General features: G+C 62.6%; 21 protein-coding genes and 1 pseudogene. 5 read left to right on the forward strand and 17 right to left on the reverse strand.

Going from position 1 to position 19744, the window contains the following annotated elements; translation table 11 throughout:
- Positions 1-22: 22 nt before the first annotated feature.
- The 5 genes from ACQ4LH_RS04555 to rnd all read right to left on the reverse strand — a co-directional run bounded on the left by ACQ4LH_RS04555 (position 23) and on the right by rnd (position 4255).
- On the reverse strand, positions 23-1249 hold the full coding sequence (locus tag ACQ4LH_RS04555) for a hypothetical protein (RefSeq protein ID WP_430696114.1): 1227 nt from the start codon (positions 1247-1249) through the stop codon (positions 23-25).
- An 85-nt stretch (positions 1250-1334) separates the two neighbouring features.
- A complete protein-coding gene (locus ACQ4LH_RS04560; protein ID WP_415755178.1) occupies positions 1335-1784 on the reverse strand; it encodes a YcgN family cysteine cluster protein in 450 nt (149 codons plus the stop codon).
- Positions 1785-1868: 84 nt separating this feature from the next.
- Complete coding sequence (locus ACQ4LH_RS04565; RefSeq protein ID WP_430696115.1) at positions 1869-2801, reverse strand: D-2-hydroxyacid dehydrogenase; 933 nt, start codon at positions 2799-2801, stop codon at positions 1869-1871.
- A gap of 30 nt (positions 2802-2831) precedes the next feature.
- Complete coding sequence (locus ACQ4LH_RS04570) at positions 2832-3125, reverse strand: YcgL domain-containing protein (protein ID WP_170048768.1); 294 nt, start codon at positions 3123-3125, stop codon at positions 2832-2834.
- Positions 3122-4255: a ribonuclease D gene (gene rnd / locus ACQ4LH_RS04575; RefSeq protein ID WP_430696116.1), complete on the reverse strand. Its 1134-nt coding sequence runs from the start codon at positions 4253-4255 to the stop codon at positions 3122-3124. Before rnd ends, ACQ4LH_RS04570 begins: the two co-directional genes overlap by 4 nt.
- A 156-nt stretch (positions 4256-4411) precedes the next feature.
- Between rnd and ACQ4LH_RS04580 the strand changes: the two genes are divergently transcribed.
- Positions 4412-5473 carry an SMP-30/gluconolactonase/LRE family protein gene (locus tag ACQ4LH_RS04580; protein WP_430696117.1) on the forward strand — a complete coding sequence of 354 codons (1062 nt, stop codon included), beginning with the start codon at positions 4412-4414 and terminating at the stop codon, positions 5471-5473.
- Positions 5474-5539: 66 nt separating this feature from the next.
- On the opposite strand, the gene ACQ4LH_RS04585 is transcribed toward ACQ4LH_RS04580, so the two are convergent.
- A complete protein-coding gene (locus ACQ4LH_RS04585; protein ID WP_430696118.1) occupies positions 5540-6223 on the reverse strand; it encodes a spermidine synthase in 684 nt (227 codons plus the stop codon).
- A 170-nt stretch (positions 6224-6393) separates the two neighbouring features.
- Here ACQ4LH_RS04585 and ACQ4LH_RS04590 point away from each other — a divergent pair, with 170 nt between their 5' ends.
- The 4 genes from ACQ4LH_RS04590 to ACQ4LH_RS04605 all read left to right on the forward strand — a co-directional run bounded on the left by ACQ4LH_RS04590 (position 6394) and on the right by ACQ4LH_RS04605 (position 10060).
- A complete protein-coding gene (locus tag ACQ4LH_RS04590; RefSeq protein ID WP_430696119.1) occupies positions 6394-7248 on the forward strand; it encodes a sulfurtransferase in 855 nt (284 codons plus the stop codon).
- A gap of 236 nt (positions 7249-7484) precedes the next feature.
- Complete coding sequence (locus ACQ4LH_RS04595; RefSeq protein WP_430696120.1) at positions 7485-7964, forward strand: hypothetical protein; 480 nt, start codon at positions 7485-7487, stop codon at positions 7962-7964.
- A 163-nt stretch (positions 7965-8127) separates the two neighbouring features.
- Positions 8128-9372, forward strand: a complete 1245-nt coding sequence (locus ACQ4LH_RS04600; protein WP_430696121.1) for an OmpP1/FadL family transporter — start codon at positions 8128-8130, stop codon at positions 9370-9372.
- Between the two features lie 70 nt (positions 9373-9442).
- Positions 9443-10060: a response regulator gene (locus ACQ4LH_RS04605; RefSeq protein ID WP_430696122.1), complete on the forward strand. Its 618-nt coding sequence runs from the start codon at positions 9443-9445 to the stop codon at positions 10058-10060.
- Between the two features lie 112 nt (positions 10061-10172).
- Here the strand turns inward: ACQ4LH_RS04605 and ACQ4LH_RS04610 are convergent, their stop codons facing one another.
- The 11 genes and pseudogenes from ACQ4LH_RS04610 to ACQ4LH_RS04660 form a co-directional block, all read right to left on the reverse strand.
- Positions 10173-11954: a hybrid sensor histidine kinase/response regulator gene (locus ACQ4LH_RS04610; protein ID WP_430696123.1), complete on the reverse strand. Its 1782-nt coding sequence runs from the start codon at positions 11952-11954 to the stop codon at positions 10173-10175.
- A 3-nt stretch (positions 11955-11957) separates the two neighbouring features.
- Positions 11958-12869, reverse strand: a complete 912-nt coding sequence (locus ACQ4LH_RS04615; RefSeq protein WP_430696124.1) for a lipase secretion chaperone — start codon at positions 12867-12869, stop codon at positions 11958-11960.
- A 207-nt stretch (positions 12870-13076) separates the two neighbouring features.
- Complete coding sequence (locus ACQ4LH_RS04620; protein WP_430696125.1) at positions 13077-14003, reverse strand: esterase/lipase family protein; 927 nt, start codon at positions 14001-14003, stop codon at positions 13077-13079.
- 121 nt (positions 14004-14124) lie between these two features.
- Positions 14125-14676: a glutathione peroxidase gene (locus tag ACQ4LH_RS04625; protein WP_430696126.1), complete on the reverse strand. Its 552-nt coding sequence runs from the start codon at positions 14674-14676 to the stop codon at positions 14125-14127.
- 19 nt (positions 14677-14695) lie between these two features.
- Entirely contained in the window at positions 14696-14821 is a 126-nt protein-coding gene (locus tag ACQ4LH_RS04630; RefSeq protein WP_276605884.1) for a hypothetical protein, read from the reverse strand.
- Positions 14818-16026 carry an MFS transporter gene (locus ACQ4LH_RS04635; RefSeq protein ID WP_430696127.1) on the reverse strand — a complete coding sequence of 403 codons (1209 nt, stop codon included), beginning with the start codon at positions 16024-16026 and terminating at the stop codon, positions 14818-14820. Before ACQ4LH_RS04635 ends, ACQ4LH_RS04630 begins: the two co-directional genes overlap by 4 nt.
- Before the next feature lie 212 nt (positions 16027-16238).
- Positions 16239-17126 carry a hypothetical protein gene (locus ACQ4LH_RS04640; protein WP_430696128.1) on the reverse strand — a complete coding sequence of 296 codons (888 nt, stop codon included), beginning with the start codon at positions 17124-17126 and terminating at the stop codon, positions 16239-16241.
- A 37-nt stretch (positions 17127-17163) separates the two neighbouring features.
- Positions 17164-17889: an adenosylcobinamide-GDP ribazoletransferase gene (locus ACQ4LH_RS04645; RefSeq protein ID WP_430696129.1), complete on the reverse strand. Its 726-nt coding sequence runs from the start codon at positions 17887-17889 to the stop codon at positions 17164-17166.
- Positions 17886-18461, reverse strand: a complete 576-nt coding sequence (cobC, locus tag ACQ4LH_RS04650; protein ID WP_430696130.1) for an alpha-ribazole phosphatase family protein — start codon at positions 18459-18461, stop codon at positions 17886-17888. The genes ACQ4LH_RS04645 and cobC overlap by 4 nt, the downstream gene beginning before the upstream one ends.
- On the reverse strand, positions 18458-19513 hold the full coding sequence (cobT, locus tag ACQ4LH_RS04655) for a nicotinate-nucleotide--dimethylbenzimidazole phosphoribosyltransferase (protein ID WP_430696131.1): 1056 nt from the start codon (positions 19511-19513) through the stop codon (positions 18458-18460). Before cobT ends, cobC begins: the two co-directional genes overlap by 4 nt.
- A pseudogene (locus tag ACQ4LH_RS04660) lies at positions 19510-19744 on the reverse strand (bifunctional adenosylcobinamide kinase/adenosylcobinamide-phosphate guanylyltransferase); the annotation flags it as partial. The pseudogene ACQ4LH_RS04660 and the gene cobT, both read right to left, overlap by 4 nt.

The raw sequence follows: 19744 nt of genomic DNA on the forward strand, positions 1-19744 counted from the left end.
GCATGCTTACTCAGGGCGTGGGCTAGCGCAACAGCTTGTTGTCTAGCGTCGTCGAGGCGCTACCCATGACGTTCTCGCTGATCTCGATAAAGTCTTTGGTGCTGGCTTTGTCGAGGCGCATCAGGCCGCGGGTCACATCATCCAGCGAACGTGGCTGGGTGGTGCCTTTGGTGGCCTGGCGGATTTCCCGATCCAGCTCCTGCAGCAGTAACACCGCACGGGCCGTGACCGGGCCGCTGGAGTTATTGGTGCGCAGGCTATCCACCGGCTTGCTCCAGCGGATCAGCTGTTCGCGGATCTTCTGGTAACGCTCCTCGCTGAGGCCACCGGCGCGGCGCATCAGCTCGATGGCGTAGTACTCGGCCAGGCCTTCGGTGATCCAGTCGCTGCGATCACGCGCCTTGATCCGGCTGAACACATGCACCAACTCGTGCACCAGAGAGCTGGTGCCGTTCTCGCTGACCAGCGGACGGTCCGTGTGCATGTAGTAGGAGTTGGCCGCAGACAGGCCGCCGCGCCACATCGGGTCACCGGCGCCGACGATCAACAGCTTGGCCGGGTCGCGCGGAAACACTTCCTGGGCATGCGGCCAAATAAAGGTCAGCAGAGTCATCACGTCCATGCGGCGCATGCCCTCACCCACGGGAGCGGTGATGGTCACATCGGTTTCGCCCAGTTTGGCGCGACGGGTGCCGATCTTGCCCGCCACCATCCAGCCCGTCGGGCGGTCGAATTTGCGTTGTGGGTTGTCGATGCGGAATTTGTTCTTGCCGATACGCGGCCAGCCGGTTTCGACGCTCTCCCAGCCCTTGGGCAGGTCGAATTGCAGACGCGAGACCAACTCGGTTTTATCTTCCTGACGCAGCTTGACCGCCGGCACCAGGTCATCGCCGCGCAGCAGGGCCCAGTCCTTGGTGATCAACGCATCAAAACGTCCAGCACTGCGCTCATTGTTGATACGCACGCGGTAGCTCAGGGTCGATTTGCCTTTGCCCGGCTTCCAGGTGCCCAGCTCGGCGCTGTTCTGCGTCCACAGGCCGTCGGCCTTGAAGTCGCTGTAAACGCCCTGCTCACCCAGGTTGAAGGCCAGGCTGATCACCGGCGCGCCGTCCTCCAGAATCAGGCTGACTTCAGCCTCTTCGGTGTCCGGCAGAAAGCGCACGTGATAATCCAGATCGACCTTCTTCGCCCACAGCGGCGTGCTCAGGCTCAGCAAGGCGGTAGCCAGCAACAGACGGCGAATCAGCATAAGAAAAGCTCCATGAGGCAGTCATTGATCCAGACGAGTTTAGGCTGAGGTTGCCGGGCAAGGTTCAAACCGATTGCTGGGCCACTCAGCCTGCGCGGAAGATCATGTGATCTTCCCAGTCATCTTCGGCCACGCTGTTTTCGCTGAGCATGCGCCCAGCCTGGGAAATGCGTTGCTTGTGCACCTGCTCCGGGTCACCACACACCAGATGGTGCCAGAGCAGCAGATCCTTGCCTTCGCTGACCAGGCGGTAGGCGCAGGTCGGCGGCAGCCACTGGAACTGGTCGGCCTGGGCCGGGGTGAGCTGGATGCAGTCGGCGACGAATTTGCGCCGGTTGCTGTAGTCGGTGCAGCGGCAGGTCTGCAGGTCCAGCAGTTTGCAGGCGATGCGCGTGTAATAGACGCTGCCATCGTCCTCATCCTCAAGCTTCTGCAGGCAGCACAGGCCGCAGCCATCGCACAGCGATTCCCACTCGTCCTGATCCAGCTGTTCGAGGGTTTTGCGTTTCCAGAAGGGTTCGACTTTGGCGGCCATGGCGAGGATACAGTGAGGGGCGAAAAGGCCGGCAGTCTAGCGGCTGGGGCAACAACGGCCAAGGGCGACGAGCCGAATGGTTAATTAATAACCACGAACAAAGTCCACGTGCCCGCGCAGTGCATGACCGGCCTGCCAGCGCCTCAGGTTATCGACAAACAGCTGCACCAGCAGGCGCGGGTCCGTCGGTGCCGAGCTGTGGCCAGTGAGCAGCAGACGCGGCGCATCCCAGAATGGGTGGCCGGCGGGCAACGGTTCCTCACGGCAAACATCGATCACCGCGCCCGCCAGTAGCCCCTGTTGCAAGGCGCTGACCAGCGCCTGATCGACCACCGCCACACCGCGCCCGGCATTGATAAACAGTGCGCTGGGCTTGCAGGCGGCGAACAGCGCTGCATCGTAAATATCACGGGTAGCCGGAGTATCCGGCAGCAGGTTGATCAGGTAATCGACCTCACCCACCAGCCTCGGCAGCTCGTCGAGCCCGAAGACCTGACGGAACGGCGGCAGATTGCGCGGACTGCTGGCGATGCCCAGTAGCTCGATGCCGAACGGCGCCAGAAACTGCGCCACACTCAGACCGATATCACCGGTGCCGACGATCAGCACTTTGCGCCCAGCCAGGCTGCGCGGCAGACGATTGTCCCAGCGCTGTTCGACCTGGGCGGCCAAGCGCGCCAGCAATTGGCGCTCGTGGGCCAGTAGATGGCACAGCACATATTCGACCATCACCTGGCCGAAGATGCCTACGGCGCGGGTTAACGCGTAATTCGTTGGCAAATCCTTGGCCAGCAGCGGCGTAATGCCCGCCCAGGTCGATTGCAGCCACTGCGGCCGGAGGCCCTGACGCAACAAGGGCGCAAGCATATCCGGCTGGCCCAGCCAGAGCGGGCAGCTCTCGGCGTATTTGGCTAACTCGGCCGGCCGATCACTGCCGCATAACTCAAGCTCCGGTGCCTGCTCGCGCAGTAACTCGGCATACAGCCCGTGTTCGGCTTCGGCAATCAACACACGCATAGGGGGCACTCGCAGTGGCGGGCATGGCGGTTACATCGGGTCGTTACGGCGCAGCAACTCATCCGGCAGATGCTCGATATATTCATCTTCCGGCGGCGGCATCTGCAGGTGGTAGCCCTGCTCGTCGAGGTTGGCCAGCACCTTGTGGATGTCTTCGCGGGCCAGCACGCGCTCGGGCGTCAGCACCATCTCGAAGGCCAGGGCCGGCGGGCCGAAGGCCAGCAGCAGGTTTTCCGGCACGCGCTTGAGGCCATCGCTGCGCAGCACATAGAGATACATCTCGCTCTTGCGCGGGCTTTTGTAGATTGAACAGATACGTTTCACGCGGACTCTCCGGTTGCAGCCAGGCAATCAAGCAGCGCCTGGCCCATCAATTCACGCCGCCAGCCGCGCAGCGACTCCGGCAGCTGGTAAGGCCCATTCGGATAGCCGGTTTTCAGCAGGGCTTCGAGGGTTTTCTTGCGCAGCATCAGCTCCGGGGCGATGTTCAGGCGCTCGCCTTCGCGCTGGCCGATGGCGCGCAGCTTTTTCAGCAGCGATGCAGCGTCCAGCGGTAATGGCTCGGGCAAGGCTTCAGGCCACTCTTCAGCCGGGGTGGCTGCGGCTTGCTTGATCAGTTGCAACAGAAACTCGCCGTCCTGGCGCACGGTCTTCGGGTGCATGTCCTCGATCCGCGCCAGGGCCACCAAGTTGTCCGGCTGGGTGCGCGCCAATGGCCACAGCGAATGCTCGCGGATAATCCGGTTGCGCGGCTGGTTGCGTTTGCGCGCCTGACCTTCACGCCAGGTGCACAGCGCTTTCAGCACGGCCAACTGTTGTCGGTTGAGTTTCCAGGCCAGCTTGGCTTCGCGGTAGGCCAGCTCCGGGTCGACTTCGCGGCAGAGGTTGCTGACCAGCTCGGCGCCGTCTTCCAGCACCCAGGCGTATTTCTCGGCAGACAGCTGCGCCTTGAGCTGCGCATACACCTCGGCGAGGTGCAGCACGTCTTCGGCCGCATAGCTGACTTGGGTGGCCGACAACGGCCGCTGCAACCAATCGGAGCGGGTCTCGCCCTTGGGCAGTTCGATATTCAGCACCGCCTGCACCAGGCGCGAATAGCCCATGGAGAAACCCAGGTTGAGATAGCCGGCCGCCAATTGGGTGTCGAACAGCGGCGTGGGCAGGCTGCCGGTCAGGCGCAGAAAGACTTCCAGGTCCTCGCTGCAGGCATGCAGCACCTTGACCACGGCAGGATCCTGCAGCAGATCGGCAAAGGGAGCCCAGTCGCTGATCAGCAGTGGATCGATCAGGTAAGCCCGCTCGCCCTCGCTGACCTGCAGCAGGCCGGCAATCGGGTAAAAGGTGTCGACCCGCATAAACTCGGTATCGACCGCCACAAACGCCAGCGTGCGCCAAGTTGCACAATGCTGCGCCAGGCTGGCGTCATCACCAATCCACTGAATATCAATCGCCACACAGCTCTCCCATCAAGAATGCCGCGCAGTATATATGCCCAGGCACTGTGCCGGGCATTTGCCGGCCATTTACCCCCGGGGCATCACAGATGCGAATGAACCCTGTAATCTGGCCGGCGCTTGCATCTGCTTACCTTCATCACAGGGAATAAAAAAATGAAGAAACTGCTTGGCCTGCTTGTGGCCTTGATTGCTGCGGCGGCGATCTACCTCGCCGTCACACCCAGCCCGATTGATCCACTGGCCTGGGAAGCCCCGGCCATCCCGCCGATGACCGGCGTACTGGAACCCAACGACACGCTGATGAAGGCCGAACTGCTCGGCCGCGGCCAGGTGCATGGCCCGGAAGACACTGCCGTAGACGCCCAGGGCCTGGTGTACGCTGGCCTGCATGACGGCAAGATCGTGCGGATCAAAGCCGATGGCAGCGTGGAAACCTTTGTCGACACCAAAGGCCGCCCGCTGGGCATGGACTTTGACGCCGCCGGCAACCTGATCGTCGCCGACGCTTACAAGGGCTTGCTGAGCATCGACGCCCAGGGCCAGATCAAGGTACTGACCACCGAAGCCGAAGGCGTAGCCTTCAAGTTCACCGACGATCTGGATATCGCCCGCGACGGCACCATCTACTTCAGCGATGCCAGTCAGCGTTTCGAACAGCCGGACTATCTGCTCGACCTGCTCGAAGCCCGCCCCCATGGCCGCCTGCTCAGCTACAACCCGGCTACTGGCGAAACCAAGGTGCTGCTCAAGGACCTGTACTTCGCCAACGGCGTGGCGCTGTCGGCCAATGAAGACTTCGTGCTGGTTAACGAAACCTACCGCTACCGCATCACCCGTTACTGGCTGAGCGGCGAGAAGGCCGGCACCCACGACATCTTTATCGACAACCTGCCGGGCCTGCCGGACAACCTGCAGGGCGACCGCAACGGCACCTTCTGGGTGGCCCTGCCGACCCCGCGCAAAGCCGATGCCGACATGCTGCACCGCTCGCCCTGGGCAAAATCGCAGCTGGCCAAACTGCCACGCGCCTTTTGGCCCAAGGCCGTGCCTTACGGCTTTGCCATCGCCCTCAATGAACAAGGCGAAATCACCCAAAGCCTGCACGACACCAGCGGCACCCACCTACGCATGATCACTTCGGTCAAGCCGGTGGGCGATTATCTGTACTTTGGCAGCCTGGATAATGATCGGATCGGTAAGTTGAAAATCCGCTAAGCCATCAGCACAAAAAAGCCCGCGCAACTGCTTAGCTGCGCGGGCTTTTTAATGTCCGGTATTGGCCTATTTGATCTTTTCGGCGATCCAGATGGTGTGCCGGGTGCCCTTGTTGCCATGGGCGTAAACCTGCACTTCCTCCACCTTGAAACCGGCCTTGCGCACCTTGTCGCTGAATACCAGGTCGGCACTGGCCGACCACACCGCCAGCACGCCCTTGTTGCGCAATGCCTGGTAGCAGCGCTGCAAGCCCTGGGCAGAATACAGCCAGCTATTGCGCTTCTGGGTCAGGCCTTCGGGGCCGTTGTCGACATCCAGCATGATTGCGTCATAACGCTGATCGGCGCTCTTCAGGCAATTGGCAACATCGTCCTGAATTACCCGGGTACGCGGATCGAGGATCGGGTAACCGGCCTTGGCGCCCAACGGGCCGCGGTTCCATTCCACCACCCCAGGCACCAGCTCGGCCACTTCCACTTCGGCGGTCTTGCCCAGGTTCTGTAATGCTGCCGCCAGGGTAAAGCCCATACCCAGGCCGCCGATCAGCACCCGCGAGTCCGGCCGCCCTGCGACCTTCTTGCAGGGAATCGCCGCCAGCGCATCTTCAGAGCCATGCATGCGCGTGTTCATCAGCTGACCGCCATCGCCGCCGGCAATCTTGATCACAAAATCCTCACCGTACTCGAACAGGCACAGAGCGCCCGAGCCATCGGGAATCGGGGCGGTATCGAGCAATACAAAACGCTTCATGGCTTACGGCAACCTGGGTCAGAACAAAACGGGCATGCAGCATGCCCATAAACCGACAAAGATGCAGCGCCCTGTCGGCAGAAATTCTTCTGTACGCGGCGTCTCGACAGCCCAACGCCAGGGTTTATGATGCCGGCTGCTCCTTTCCCTTTGCCCACAGGATGACTGGCATGCCCCTCGCCCAATTGATCAGTGCCGCCCAGCTGCAGCGCCGCCTTGATGAGCCCAACCTGCTGATTCTCGATTGCCGCTTTGCCCTGGATGATCTCGCCTACGGCCAGCGCAGCTACGCCGACGGGCATATCCCCGGCGCGCAGTTTGCCGATCTGGAGCACGACCTCTCAGGGCCGATCCACAAAGGCATCACCGGCCGTCATCCCCTGCCGGAGCCTGCACAACTGCTGCAGCGCCTGCGCGAATGGGGGCTGAACCATCACAGCGAAGTGGTGCTGTACGACGACGGCCCCGGCGCCTTTGCCAGCCGCGCCTGGTGGCTGCTGGCCTGGCTGGGCAAACGTGAGGGCGTGTACCTGCTCGATGGCGGCCTCAAAGCCTGGCGCGAAGCCGGCGGCGCATTGACTCAGGACCTGCCCACACAGGCTTCTGGCACCTTCAGTGGCAACGCCGATGCCAGCCTGCTGGTGAGCGCCGCTCAGCTGCAACAGCGCCTCGGCGATAGCCAACTGACCCTGCTGGATGCCCGCGGCCTGCCGCGCTTCAGAGGCGAAGTGGAGCCGATTGACCCGATTGCCGGGCATATCCCCGGCGCGCAGTGCGCGGCGTTTACGGACAACCTCGACAGCGACGGCCACTTCCTCAGCCCAGAGCAGCTGCGCCAGCGCTTTGCTACACATCTCGGCGAGCGCCCGGCCAGCGAGCTGGTCGCTTACTGCGGCTCGGGCGTAACCGCCTGCCATAACCTGTTCGCCCTGTGCCTGGCCGGCTATCCACTGGCACAGCTGTATGCCGGCTCCTGGAGCGAATGGATCACTGACCCTGCTCGCCCGGTGGCTACCGGCGACTGATTTCAGCTCGTGCAGGCTGGCCGTGCGGGTATCGCCCGCCAGCCGTGGTTAAGCACCAACTGGAATATAGGCAATAACCGAAAGCCGAAAACAATTTAAAAACAGCCCTTTACAGTGAAAAGGTCGCACTACACTTCAACATGAGCGGCTAACCCCGCTCCCGGTGGGGCCTTTATCAGAATAAGTCGAAGCTGCCAGCGCCCCGGCCCCATCGGTCACTTACCGCCGAGGGCTTTATGGGAATTGCCGCCTGCGAGTTAAGCCAGTACGTCATCCGCCCTACCCTGCTCTACCTGGGCCGCCATTCCACCGTCGCCGAAGCCTTGTTGCTCGGAGCCGCCGCCAGCCAATCCGGGCTCGGTTCAGCCCTCGATGACAAACATGGCCACGGCCTTTACCGCATCGCTGCACTGCGCCACCAGCAGCTCTGGGATCAGCACCTGGCGCTGGACCCGGACCTCGCCAGCCAAGTACGCGGCCTCGCCAGCCAGCATGCCTTCCTCGCCGCGCCGCACCTGGAACTGACCGTCAACCTGCGCTACGCCACGGCGATTGCCTGGATGCTGATCGAAGCCGAACACCGCGAATTACCGGCCGCCGATGATCTGCTCGGCATGGCGCAGGTCTGGCGCCGGGTATTCAGGCCCCACGGCCGCACCAAGGACTTTATCGCCGCCTGGCAACGCTGCATCGGCAGCCTCAGCCAAGTGGCCTGAAGCGCAAAATCCGACCTGAATTGTCCGACAACTTCAGCGCAGTTAGCAGAAATTAGCGCCACATTAAAAGCATAAACCGCTCTATCTCGGGAACTCCAAAGGCTTGGCAAGGGTCATGGAAAGTTGCTAGTTTCCGCCCCCCGCTAAAACCTAGGAGTCCTCCGTGACTAGAAGAGTCGTCAAGACCTGCCTGTCCCTTGCCCTTGCCTCTGCCGCCAGCCATGGCTTTGCCAGTGGTTTTGCCATCAACGAACAAAGCGTCAGCAGCATGGGCACCGCCTTCGCCGGCCGCTCCTCCTCCGCCGATGACGCCAGCACCGTATTCGGCAACCCGGCCGGTATGGCACGCATCAAGCGCGAACAAGTCAGCGGTGGCATTGCGCTGATCCACGCGAAAACTGATATCGACAACGCCAGCGGCTCTGCCAGCGGTAGCAATGACGGCGATATGGTGCCGTTTATCGGCGCGCCCATGGGTTATTACGTCAAACCGCTGGACGACAACTGGAGCTTCGGCCTGGGCCTGTACGTACCGTTCGGCCTGGTGACCGATTACGAACGCAACTTCCAGGGCCGCTATCACGGCGACCGCAGCGAAGTGCGGGTAATTACCCTGCAGCCGACCCTGAGCTATCGCTTCAACGAGCAACTGTCGATCGGTTTTGGCCCAACCATCAACCGCATCGACGGCGAGCTGACCTCAGCCATCGAAAACCCATTCCCCGGAGGTGATGGCAAGGTCAAAATCAAGGGTGATGACACGGCGCTGGGCTATAACGTCGGCGTGCTGTTTGAAATCACCCCACAAACGCGTTTCGGCCTGACTTACCACTCCAAGGTGGATTACCGCCTGAAGGGCGAGACCACGGTGACTGGCCCAGGTGTCATTGCAACTTCGGCCGGCACCTACGATGCGTCACTGGAGCTGACCACCCCGGAATCGGTGGATTTCTCGGTCACCCACGAGCTGAATGCCGACTGGACCCTCTATGCCGGCAGCACCTGGACGCGCTGGAGCCGTCTGGAAGAAATCCGCGCCGATAACAAAGGCGTAGGTGGCCTCTTGGCTCCCGGCCTGACCAGCATCAGCGAGCCGCAGAACTGGCACGACACCTGGGCTCACGCCGTCGGTGCTGCCTACAAGCTGAACCCGCAGTGGACCCTGCGTGCGGGCCTGGCGGTAGACCAGTCGCCAACCAATAACGTCGACCGTTCGCCACGCATCCCCACCGGTGACCGCACGATCATCAGCCTGGGCACGGCCTGGAGTCCGAATGAAGACGTGACCATCGATCTGGCCTACTCCTACCTGATGGAAGACGACACCGATATCGAGAAGGACGACTACCGCGCAACCTACAAAAACACTGCCCACGGCCTGGGCGCACAAGTGACATACCGCTTCTAATTCAACCAGCGGTTTGGGTTAAACTCGCGCGGCGCCCACAAAAATAATAACGCCGCCTGAGACAGCCCTTATGACTGCACTCTGCACTGACTTGCCCGAACAGCTCAGCCTGTTGCTGGTGGATGACCACCGGATCTTTCTCGACGGCCTTAGCCTGGCACTCGCCCCGCTCTGCGCCGACCTGCAGATTCGCACCGCCGAATCCGCTGCCGCCGCCGAAGATTGCCTGCAACACGCCACCTTCGACTTGATTCTGCTCGACCTGCGCCTACCTGATATGCCAGGCCTGGAATTGCTGCAACGCTGGCAACAACAAGGCCGCATGACCCCAGTGGCGATCCTTAGCGCCAGCGACTCCAACCTGGACGCCCAAGCCGCACTGGCAGCCGGCGCACTGGGCTTTATCCCGAAAAGTGCCAATAGCGATGTACTGCGCCAGGCAGTAACCCGCGTACTGCTGGGAGAAACCCTGCCCGCACCGCAGACTGGCGACAAACCGCAGCTCACACCCCGGCAGATGGAAATCCTCCAGCTACTCGCCGAAGGCTTGCCGAACAAGTCCATCAGCCGTCAGCTGGGCGTCTCCGAAGACACGGTGAAAACCCATCTGAAATCACTGTTTCAGGAGTTTTCCGTACATACCCGGACTGCCTGCGTTAGTGCGGCGCGGCAACGGGGCTGGCTGTAGGAGTCTATTCAACGCCTGCTGCGCGTCGGCCCAGCTGCGTTAAAACCAGGCTCGGAATGCTCATTTACACCAGTAAACTCCGCTTCCTCGCCTGCTTTTGCCTTGCAAGTCTCTAGCTCGCAGACGTTGAACAGCTCCTATCCGCAGCATTGGCGGGTAACAACACCGCCAAGGCCTGACGTAAACGAGCAGGCAGCAGCGGCTTGCCGAGCAAGGTGACATGAGCGCGGGTGCAGCGCTCCTGCAGGTCGGCGCTGACGTCGGCGGTAATCAGCAAGGCCGGCAGCATGCGTCCGGCCTCCTCGCGCAAGCGCTCGATAACACGCAAACCGTCCTCGGTGGCGGCTAGCCGATAGTCGCTGATCAGCACCTGCGGCTGCGCCTCGGGCAGACACTGCAAGGCCTCGGCTGGATCGGCGCAGGCCCAGACTTCGCAACCCCAACGCTGCAGCAAACCGGACAGCGCCTCGCGCCCTGCAGCATCATCCTCCAGCAGCAACACCCGTCCGCTCAATGCCGCGGCAACGGCTGCTGGTGCTTGCCACTCGCCGGCTTCAGCCTGCGGCAGTTGCAGGATAAAGCGTGCGCCCGCGCCTGGGCTCGAATCCAGCCGCAGTGGATGCCCCAGCAACTGCGCCAGTTGCTGAACGATGGCCAAGCCCAGACCAAGGCCGCGCTCGGCATTACGCCCAGGGTTATCCAGTTGGCGGAATTCTTCAAAGACCTGGCTCTGTTCTTCTTCACTCAGGCCCTGGCCGTCGTCACCGACCTCCAGCTGCACCACGCCCTGCTCGATACGGGCATGCAGCCAGACATGCCGCGCCTGGGCATGGCGCAAGGCGTTGCTAAGCAGGTTGCGCAGCACTCGCTCCAGCAGCAGCGGATCACTGCGCACCCAGAGGTCCGCGCATTGCAGCTGCAGTTCGACACCCTGGGCGTCGGCCTCGGCGCGGCTTTCACCGCTCAGGCGCGCCAGCAAGGGGCGCAAGGCAAACACTTCCGGCTTGGCCTGCACACCACCGGGCAGGGTCAGACGGGTGTAATCAAACAGCGACTGCAACAGTCGGCTGAGCTGCTCCACGGCAATCGCCAGGCGGCTGCTGATGCGGTGTACACCGGGGTCCTGGTTCTGTTCCAGCAGGTGCTGGGCATACAGGCCCATGGCGTTGAGCGGTTGGCGCAGATCATGGCTGGCGGCCGCCAGCAGGCGCAGCTTGCGTGCATCGTCAGCTTCGGCGCGCTGCCGCGCCAGATCGAGCAAACGCAGGTTGAGCCAGGCGCCGCGCTGACCGTGCTCCTGCAGGTAGGCGCCAACACTGCCAATCAGATTGGCGCAAAACAGAAACAAGCCCTGATAACCCAGCGCCACGCTGCCCCCTGTGGCAATCAGCCCCATCCAGAGGAACAGTCCGCACACACCCCAAGACGCCAGGCTGACGGAGCGAAACGACACCCCCAGCAGCACGTAGCCAAACAGCAGCACCAGAAACAACCCGTCATAGGGCATGGCTACGCCCAGGCTCCAGCACAGATGAATGATCACTGCGACGCAAACACCGTTTAGGGCATAAGCAGCCACATAGACCAGCAAGGCGCGTCGCGGCGGGCTCTGGGGGCGGCGACAGTAGAAGAAGGACAACAGCGCACCGCATATACCCAGCATCCGCACTGGCAGGGTGGCAAGGCTGGCGTTGAGGGGGAGCAGCAATAGATCGAGGACGGTGTAGACCAGTTGAAAGATCACCGCAGTGCTGATGATCAGCAGCAGGCGGCGGCGAATTCGTTGCACCCGGTGCTCGACAAACTCGTCTTCCAGCACGCCAGTAAAATGCAGCCGGCGGTAGCCGCGGCGCTGTTGCGTCAACAGCAGGGACTCCTGACGCTCGAGGCTCATGGCTTACAACTCAGGTGACTGGCTGTCCTGCTGCTTGGCGGCAATAGCGTCATAGGTTTCCACCCGATGCTGATCTTCAGCGCTGAATAGACGCTGGCGCAAACGCTGCTGCTCCTGCTGCTGATCCGCAGCGCTGAGGCCATTGCCCTGCAAGGCGGCAAGTTCCTGCTGGTAGGTGGCATAGCGTTGTTGCCAGGCGCGCTCGTTGCGCTGCTCGCTGAGCAGGCGTTCGACCGTGGGCGGATCATAGGTCAAGGCAAGCAGCTGGCGCACCTGCTCTTCGCTGGCCCCCTCCTGCCAAAGCTTGTCTGTCTGGACCTGCAACGCCTGGGCTTGAGCCTGACGCTCTTCGCTGGTGCGCATGGCTTCGGGTAGCTGAGCGCGCAAACGCTCCTGCGCCAGAGCCTTGGCGTGCTCGCTCAGATCTTCACGGGCCATCAGCGCCAGGTTATCCAGGGTGTAACGGCCGTAAGCCTCCTCGGCGCCGAACAGGGCTTCGGTCGCCGCGCTGGAGAAATGCGTCCGACGCAGCTGCGCCAACTGCTCGAAGGCTCGCTGCAAGGCAACCAGCTGGCCATCCGGGGTACTTTGCTGAGCAGCGCTCAAGGGTTGCTGCAGCAGCGCCAGGCTGGCGCGTTTGTAGTCCATGTAGTCGCCCAGCAGACCGATAAACTGGCCCAGGGCGGGTTCCGGCAAACGTCCGCGTGCATCGGCCAGCATGGCCTCCACCACGGTTTCCAGCCCGGCCTGATCGGCGGCGCTGAGGAAGTAATCCAGGTAATCGCGCAGCGCCAGATTCAGCTGCAGATTGCCGGCGCTGTCCGCCTTCAGCTCGCCATCCACTTCAGTGCCTTGCAAACCCGGCAGGCTGGCAGGCGCGCCAGCAGTAGCGGTATCTGGCTTGACGGCTGGCAACAGCGGACTCGGTGCGATGGTAAGAGGAGCCGTAGTGGCAACCGCTGCAACAGGCGCGACGGCTACAGCAGTGGCTGGCCATTGCCAGTAAAGCGTAAGGCCGGCAACGCTGCCGGCCAGTAGCAAGAGAGGAACAGTTGAGCGCAACGACAGGGCCATATGACCTCCAAAATGCGGGCTGCATGGCGCAGCCCGCTGGTGCGACGGTCAGACGCCTTTGTTTTTCAGGCGGTTGGCATGCTGGCGATACAGCGAAACCGGCTCGGTCCAGCCGCGAATGCCGAACAGGTGGTTGATCGCATCCACGTGGTTCATGTTGTAGCCATCACCGATCACCTGACCCAGGTAGGTGGAGCAGACGCCAACCAGACCATCGTTCTTCTCGCTACCGAATGCCAAACCAGTGATAGCCAGGAACGGATCGACCGCATCGAAGACGTTGGTGTAGGAGGTATTACCGGTCCAGGAGAAGTAACGGATGTTGTGCCCACGCACGTTGTGTACTTCGGTGGATTTGGCGCAGTAGCTGCTGCTGTTTACACCCCACGGATGGCGACCGTTCAGCGCAGTCGTACCTGCCGTGGTGAGGGTTTTCAGCGCATCAATACCGCTCTGCGGGTTGCTGCTGCCGGACAGCAGGTTGATTACCGCACCCAGAGCATTGGCAAGGGCATTGGCACCGCCTTCGATGGCGCTGTTCGGCGGGATCACGCCACGCAGTACGTCGGCGACTTTCGAGCCTTTGTTGACGCCGTTGACCGACGTCACCGAGGCCACCAGATCCGGGCGCAGCGAGGCAGCAACGCGCGAGGTTGGCGAGCCCTGGCTGTGGCCGATCAGATTGACCTTGCCGCCATTGGCCCCGGCCCACGACACGATCTGCTGCGCCAGTGCGGCGCCGCGTTGTTCGCTGTCATTAAGCGCCGAAACGCTGGCCACATAGACCTTGGCGCCATCGCGCTCGAGGTTCCAGGGAATGGTGTGGAAGTAGTTGATCAGACCGCCGATGGTGTTGAAACCGGTTACGCCGTGTACCAGCACGATCGGGTATTTGGTCTTGGTGTAGTTGGCCTGAGCCTCAACCGCGCCGACCAGGGCAACGGCAGCTAGAGCAGTAGTAATAACGCGACGCATGGGTGCCTCCTTATTTTTCTTGTTGGCACGCCGGGAAACTGCGTCCGGCGTACTCACAACTCTAAGGAGGTACTGGGAGGTGGGCTATCGCCCAGATGGGTGAGGCGCTAACCCACCGGCGTCAACGCTGCGAAGCAATCGCCTGCTCTACGGCGGCCAGGAATGCCGGATCATCCGGGGTGGTACTGCTAGGGAAACTGGCGATCACCTTGCCCTGGGCGTCGATCACATACTTGGAGAAATTCCAGCGCGGCGCCTGGCTTTGCGCGGCCAACTCCTTGAACAGCGGCAGCGCATCGCTACCGGTAACCCGCTGGGTTTCGCTCATCGGGAAGGTCACGCCGTAATTGACGTAGCAGACCTTGGCAGTTTCTTCGCTGCTGTCAGCTTCCTGACGGAAGTCATCGGAAGGTACACCGAGGATTTGCAGGCCCTGCTCCTTGTAGCGCTGGTAGAGCGCTTCAAGGCCTTTGAACTGTGGGGTAAAGCCGCAGAAGCTGGCGGTATTGACCACTATCAGCGGCTTGCCGGCGAACTGCGCGCACAGGTCGATACGTTCCTCGCTGCGCAGCTTCTGCACCTCGCCCTGCAGCAACGCCGGGCATTCGGCGGCCTGCGCCGGGCCAACCCAGGCACTTAGCAGGACGACTACCAGCAGGGAAAAACGCCACATACGGATCACCTTGATGACTTCAGCAAACACCCAAACCCAGCTGCAGAAACGCCAGACCACTTTGCAGCCAGCCCCACCAGGCCAGGCCCAGGGCCAACATGCCGCCCATTACCAGCGCGGTGCTCCAGCCGTAGTCGGTATTCATGCATTCGCCTCCTGTTGTTGCAAGCGTGCCACGGGCAGCTCGCGTACTGGCCAGTTCAGCGCGGCGGCCAGCAAGCTGAGCAGCACGGCAATCTGCCAGACCAGATCATAACTGCCGGTATGGTCATACAGATAGCCGCCCATCCAGCCGCCGAGAAAAGCCCCCAGCTGATGGAACAGAAAGACGATGCCGCCAAGCATCGACAGGTTACGCACGCCGAACATGGTCGCCACCGTGCCGTTGGTCAGCGGCACCGTCGACAACCACAACAGGCCCATGGCCACGCCAAAGGCATAGGCGCTCCAGACCGTCAGCGGCGTCATAAGAAACGCCACAATCACCACCGCACGCGCCAGATACAACGCGCTGAGCAGGCGCGGTTTGGACATCCGCCCGCCCAGCCAGCCGGCGATATAGGTGCCGAAGATATTGAACAGGCCGACCAGAGCCAGCACCGTGGTGCCGACCAGTGCAGGCAGATGCTGATCGACCAGATAGGCCGGCAGATGCACGCCGATAAACACCACCTGAAAGCCGCAAACAAAAAAGCCCAATGCCAACAGCCAGAAACCGGAATGGCTGCAGGCCTCACGCAGCGCTTCACCCAGGGTTTGTTCCTGACCGGTAAGCGGTAGTGGCGTTTCCTTGAGCATTGCCGCCAGCGGCACAATCAATGCCACCAGCAGCCCCAAGGCCATCAGCGCCACCGACCAACCGAGCCAGCTAAGCAGGCCCAGGGTGCCGGGGAGCATGACGAACTGGCCAAAGGAGCCCGCCGCCGCCGCGATACCCATGGCCATGCTGCGTTTTTCCATCGGTACGGCGCGACCCACTGCACCGAGAATCACCGAGAATGAGGTGCCGGACAGGCCGATGCCGATCAGCAGCCCGGCGCTCAGCGACAGACTCATCGGCGAATCGGCCAGGCCCATGCAACCGAGACCAATGGCATACAGAATGCCGCCGACAATCACCGTACGTTTGGCGCCAAAACGATCAGCCAGCGCGCCGGTAAAGGGCTGGGTCAGCCCCCAGATCAGGTTCTGCAAGGCAATGGCGAAGGCGAACACCTCACGCCCCCAACCAAACTCGGCGCTCATCGGCGGCAGGAATAGGCCAAAGCCATGGCGAATGCCCAGCGACAGCGCCAGGACCAGAGATGCGCCCAGCAATATCCAGCCACTGGTGCGCCAAAGCGAAGTCATAGGTTGTCCTTTACGGGTAGCGACCCGCTTATCGAGAAATCGGCAATAGGGCGCAGGTATATACCGCTACCCGCTCAGGTAACAGCTACAGCTGTTCGGCAATCCAGTGCTACAGATTGCACCCCGAGTTAGGCATGCCGGCAAGCCGACCATCGGCTAACAGGCCGCTGAAAAAACCACCTGCGTGGGCAATCCTGCGTTGAAAACGCCGGCTAATCGAACAGCAGCGGTGCGGCACTGGCGCGTTGGGCGAAGAACGCCAGCAACTGCTCGTGGTAGTGGCTGTATACCTCAGGCGGCAACCAGCGCTGGTAGATCGCCAGGGTGCTGGCGGGGGCGGCCGAAAGCTCACGAATGGCCTGATCGAGACGCCCAGCCATGCGCGCGCCCCATGGTGTGCGTGAGCAATAGATGCCCACCGTCACCAGTTCAGCATTCTCCCGCAGCGGCACACTGACCAGCGCATCACTGAGGCTGAAATGGCGCATTACCTCGGTGTAGATCACCGGGTAATCGAAGACATAATCCAGACGGTGATGGCTGACCATCAGCAGCAGATTCTCCCCCGCCAGGCTGCCACCCAGCTCGGGGATGCGGCCTTCGGCGTGAGCCTGGAGCAGGCGTTCACGAATCGGCGCGGGGTAGACCCGACTCTTGGCCAAAGCGCCGCGCAGATAGGGATTGCCGAACAGCCAGTCGAGGCTGACCTGGCCGTCTTCGATCAGCAGCTGATCCAGGGTCTGCCTGCGTACCAGCACATGAATCGGCGTGGTCGCCACATAGGGTACGAAGTAACCCAGCTGATCGCGCTCGGGGCTCTGCAGCTGGCCACTGCTGCACATTTCGCCCTGCTCGCCCATGCGCTGTTCGACGCGGGCCATGGGCAATACCTCATAGCGCATCTGCAGCTCAGGCAGGCGTGCAGCCAGCAGTTGCATGGCCTCGAACAGCACACCATCAACCACCTGACCATCGCGCACATTGAAGGCACCCGGAATCGGCACAACGCCCCATACCAGCTCCTCGGCCTGCAATACACCGGCACAGGGCAAGGCCCCAAGCAACGTCGCCAACAGCGTCGAGTAAAACGGCCTGCGCACCATATACATCCCTGCTACGTCTTGCTGTCCTTACACGCTAGCAGGCCAACGCCACCAGCACCGCGCACTCGGCTATTTCCAGCAGGGCTCCGGCGGTATCACCGGTGGTGCCATCCAGACGTTTGAGCATCATCGCGCGCAGCCAGAGGAAAACCACTCCAGATACCAGTAAGGCGAGCAGCGCCGGCCAGCCGAACAGCAACATGGCCAGCGCATTGGCGGCCAGTACCCAGGGCAGTAGCCGGCGCGGCAGATGCTCGGCCAATGCCTGACCGAGGCCGCCGGCCCGCACATAGGGCGTGGTAAGAAACAACAGCGGCAGCAGACAGCGCGCCAGCCAAGGCACCAGTACCAGCAGCAACCCGGAGCCGATCTCCAGCAAGGCCACCAGGGCGGCGAACTTGAGCAGCAACAGCAGCACCAGCACCACCACTGCGATCGGCCCGCTGCGCGGGTCTTTCATGATGGCCAGGGTGCGCTGCTTATCGCCAAAGCCGCCAACCCAGGCATCGGCGCTGTCGGCCAGGCCATCCAGATGCAGGCCGCCACTGATGCCCACCCACAGCGTCAACAGCAGCGCGGCCTGCAGCAGCAACGCGCTATCGCCCAACAGTTGCTGCGCGGCGAGCAGCAACAAGCCGATCAACAGCCCCACCAGCGGATAGAACAACAGCGAACGGCCGATCTGCTCAGGCGTCGGCATGCCGGCCAGGGTCACCGGCAGGTGGGTAAGAAATTGCAGGGCAATCCACCAGGGGGTCATGCGCGTTCCCACAACTGCCCCTGTTCGTCCAGGCACAGTTGATAGCGCTCGGCATGGCCGACCGGTACCTGCAGCAGATCATTGCGCGGCAAGCCACGGGCACGCGCCAGCAGCAGGCGGATCACCCCACCGTGGGTGACCAGCAGCAAGCGCTCGCCGGCATGCAGGGCCTGCAAGCGCTGCAATGCGCCCAATATCCGCGCCTCGAAGGCCAGCAGCGGCTCGCCTTCGGGCGGGGTAAAGCCATAGGGATCGCTCCAGAAACGGCCCAAGTCTTCTGCGCTGGTCTGCATCAGTTCGGCAGTGCTGCGCCCTTCCCATGCGCCGAAATGCAGCTCTTGCAGATCCGGTTCCAGACTAAGTGGTACACCGTGCTGCGTTGCCAACTCTTCGGCAAACCGCGCGCAGCGCTGCAAGGGTGAACTGATCAACCGATCCCAGCGGCTGCCGTCAGCCACCGCCGCGCGCAGCTGCGCCCAGCCAGTTTCGGTCAGGGCATCGTCCAGGCTGCCGCGCAGGCCGCCGCCCAACTCGGTTTCACCATGACGTAGCAATTCCAGATAAACCGTCATGCAGGGCGCTCGGCCACCTCCGCCTCGGCAAAGGTGGCCATATCGTTGTGCAGGCTGCAGGCCAGTCGCAGCAACGGCACGGCCAGAGCAGCACCACTGCCCTCGCCCAGACGCAGGCCCAGGTCGAGCAGCGGCTCGGCTTGCAGCGCCTTGAGCACCCGCTGATGGCCGGGCTCGGCGCCAGTGTGGGCAAACAGCAGCCATTCACGGCAAGCCGGATTCAGCTGTACCGCCAGCAAGGCGGCAACGCTGCAGATATAACCATCCACCAGGGCGGTGACGCCCTGCTGGGCGCAGGCCAGATAGGCACCGCTCAGCGCAGCAATCTCGAAGCCGCCGAGGCGCTGCAAGATGTCGATGGGTTCGCTGATCGCCGAGCGATGCAGCTCCAGCGCGATCTCAATCACCTCGGCTTTATGCGTCACGCCCGCGCGGTCCAGACCGGTGCCCGGGCCGACCAGATCCAGCGCCGGACACTCCAGCAGCAGGCAGGCCATGGCCGTGGCGGCGGTGGTATTGCCGATACCCATCTCGCCACCGATAAACAGCTGGCTGCCGGCTTCGCGGGCGCGCTGCACGCTGGCCTGACCGGCATCCAGGGCCATAAGTAACTGCGCGGCGGTCATTGCCGGACCCTGGACGAAGTTTTGCGTGCCCTCGCCGATATGCAGATGACGCACGCCACGCAGCGGCTCCAGCGGCAGCGCGGTGCCCAGGTCGATCACCTCAAGCGTCGCGCCCAGCTGCTTGGCCAATACGCTGATCGCCGCGCCGCCGCCGACGAAGTTGCGCAGCATCTGCCCGGTAACTGCCTGGGGGAATGCCGATACACCCTCGGCGACCACGCCGTGGTCGCCGGCAAAAATACTGATCCACAATTGCTCGACCTGCGGCCGCTGGCTGCCCTGCATCGCCGCCAGCTCGATGGCCAACTGCTCCAGCTGACCGAGCGAGCCGGCCGGTTTGGTCAGCTGCTGCTGGCGCGCCTGGGCCTTGCTGCGTGCCGGTATATCCAGCGCCTGACAGCCCTGTTGCCACCATTGCTCACTCATAGCGCATTCCCCTTGAGAACCATCGGCAAACCCGCCACGGTAAACACCACACGCTCACAACGCTCAGCCAGGGCCTGATGCAGCCAGCCCGCCTCGTCAACATAACGGCGGGKCAGCYCGCCCCCCGGCACCCCCCCCCCACCCGGTTYMTTTCTGRCCAGCAGAAATCGCCCCCGCCAGCCSCCCCCACARTCCMSCAGCNGCATCGCGCCCMGCGCCCCGGCGCGCCGG

This window comes from Pseudomonas peli, assembly GCF_050563605.1.
Lineage (GTDB): Bacteria > Pseudomonadota > Gammaproteobacteria > Pseudomonadales > Pseudomonadaceae > Aquipseudomonas > Aquipseudomonas peli_A.

Coding starts and splice junctions, on each gene's coding strand:
- ACQ4LH_RS04555 (WP_430696114.1), bottom strand. CDS start 1,249: ATGCTGATTCGCCGTCTGTTGCTGGCTACCGCCTTGCTGAGCCTGAGC.
- ACQ4LH_RS04560 (WP_415755178.1), bottom strand. CDS start 1,784: ATGGCCGCCAAAGTCGAACCCTTCTGGAAACGCAAAACCCTCGAACAG.
- ACQ4LH_RS04565 (WP_430696115.1), bottom strand. CDS start 2,801: ATGCGTGTGTTGATTGCCGAAGCCGAACACGGGCTGTATGCCGAGTTA.
- ACQ4LH_RS04580 (WP_430696117.1), top strand. CDS start 4,412: ATGAAGAAACTGCTTGGCCTGCTTGTGGCCTTGATTGCTGCGGCGGCG.
- ACQ4LH_RS04585 (WP_430696118.1), bottom strand. CDS start 6,223: ATGAAGCGTTTTGTATTGCTCGATACCGCCCCGATTCCCGATGGCTCG.
- ACQ4LH_RS04590 (WP_430696119.1), top strand. CDS start 6,394: ATGCCCCTCGCCCAATTGATCAGTGCCGCCCAGCTGCAGCGCCGCCTT.
- ACQ4LH_RS04595 (WP_430696120.1), top strand. CDS start 7,485: ATGGGAATTGCCGCCTGCGAGTTAAGCCAGTACGTCATCCGCCCTACC.
- ACQ4LH_RS04605 (WP_430696122.1), top strand. CDS start 9,443: ATGACTGCACTCTGCACTGACTTGCCCGAACAGCTCAGCCTGTTGCTG.
- ACQ4LH_RS04610 (WP_430696123.1), bottom strand. CDS start 11,954: ATGAGCCTCGAGCGTCAGGAGTCCCTGCTGTTGACGCAACAGCGCCGC.
- ACQ4LH_RS04620 (WP_430696125.1), bottom strand. CDS start 14,003: ATGCGTCGCGTTATTACTACTGCTCTAGCTGCCGTTGCCCTGGTCGGC.
- ACQ4LH_RS04625 (WP_430696126.1), bottom strand. CDS start 14,676: ATGTGGCGTTTTTCCCTGCTGGTAGTCGTCCTGCTAAGTGCCTGGGTT.
- ACQ4LH_RS04630 (WP_276605884.1), bottom strand. CDS start 14,821: ATGAATACCGACTACGGCTGGAGCACCGCGCTGGTAATGGGCGGCATG.
- ACQ4LH_RS04635 (WP_430696127.1), bottom strand. CDS start 16,026: ATGACTTCGCTTTGGCGCACCAGTGGCTGGATATTGCTGGGCGCATCT.
- ACQ4LH_RS04645 (WP_430696129.1), bottom strand. CDS start 17,889: ATGACCCCCTGGTGGATTGCCCTGCAATTTCTTACCCACCTGCCGGTG.
- cobC (WP_430696130.1), bottom strand. CDS start 18,461: ATGACGGTTTATCTGGAATTGCTACGTCATGGTGAAACCGAGTTGGGC.
- cobT (WP_430696131.1), bottom strand. CDS start 19,513: ATGAGTGAGCAATGGTGGCAACAGGGCTGTCAGGCGCTGGATATACCG.